Origin of the sequence: Bradyrhizobium sp. CCBAU 65884 (assembly GCF_028128835.1) — a bacterium.
Classification (GTDB): domain Bacteria; phylum Pseudomonadota; class Alphaproteobacteria; order Rhizobiales; family Xanthobacteraceae; genus Bradyrhizobium; species Bradyrhizobium ottawaense.
This window is the reverse complement of the sequence record NZ_LBJU01000032.1, coordinates 1-1,192: the sequence shown is the minus strand read 5'-3', so window position 1 is coordinate 1,192 and position 1,192 is coordinate 1. Positions and strand designations below refer to the sequence as shown.

At 63.9% G+C, this 1,192-nt stretch carries 1 protein-coding gene; it reads right to left on the bottom strand.

Annotated features, from left to right (window positions below):
* Positions 1 to 1,102 (bottom strand): IS481 family transposase (locus XI03_RS01610; RefSeq protein ID WP_271591104.1); only part of this gene is annotated, 1,102 nt, incomplete at its 3' end.
* Between the last annotated feature and the right edge of the window lie 90 nt (positions 1,103 to 1,192).

Genomic DNA, 1,192 nt, shown 5'->3' with positions numbered 1-1,192 from the left:
CGACCTGCCAACTGGCGAAGAAGATTCCGTAGTGGCCGTCACGATCCAGCGGCCGGATGGCGAGACTTTCGCGCGCGAAGGCCTGGGGAACCTTCCAGAAGCGTCCTTTGAAGGAGATGTAGGGTCTCGTCGATGAGACCCTACGGACGATCTCGCCGCTGTCGTATTCAACGTTCGGAACGCGGGTCGGCATGGCGCGGGCGCTGGGCCGGAAGCGATCGGCGGGGACGCGCATATCGAGGCCTTGGTGGGGACGCTCCAGATTGTAGACCGGTCGCCAGGCATCGAAGGCGCGCTGGACTTCCGGGAGGGTGCGGAAGCGCCGCATGGCAAAAACCTCGGCCTTCAGGGTGCGATGGAAGCGTTCGTTCTTGCCGCGGGCCTGCGGGTGACAGGGCCTGGCGTGCACAACCCTGACACCGAGCTTGAGCAGCCACACCTTCAACCCGGTCCAACGAACGCCTGACGTATCGCCCCAGGGTGAGCCGTTGTCGGTGTAGAAGGCTTCCGGCAAGCCATAGCAGCGGAACGTCGTCGTCAGGTGATCCTGCACGGTAAGACGCTGCTCGTCGGCGCAGGCCTTCAAGCACAGGACATAGCGCGAGTGATCGTCGACAACGGTCAGCGGATGGCATCGCGTCCCGTTGGCGAGCGGCAGGTGACCCTTGAAGTCCATCTGCCACAGCAGGTTGGGAGCTTCCTTCTCGAAGCGATGCCCCGGATTTGGCGGTACATTCTCGCTCGGTTTGACCCGACCGTTCCGACCCAGGATCTGATGCACCGTTGACGGCACCGGCACCGTCTGCCCGCTCCGCTTCAGGCAGTGGGCGATCTTCCGCGCTCCCCAAGCCGGATGCTTGTCCCGTACGGCCAGAACTTGGGCCTCGACCGCAGCCTCACTGCGCCTGGGCATCGCATGCGGGCAACGGGAGCGGTCGGCCAGCTCCCGATCGCCGGCCTGCCAGCGCCGCAACCATTTGTAGCCGACGTCAGGGCTGATGTTGAACCGCCGGCACAGCTCGCGCCGGTTGGCGCCTTCCTGCAAAGCCAGCCGCACGAACTCCTGGCGCTGATCCATTACTGACACCTCACTCCACGGCATGGACGGCCTCCCGAATCGGACCAATCCAGCCAATGTTGATGTGTCAGCTATGTCTCCGAACACCCGTCAGTGATCTGTCCGGGCTAAACA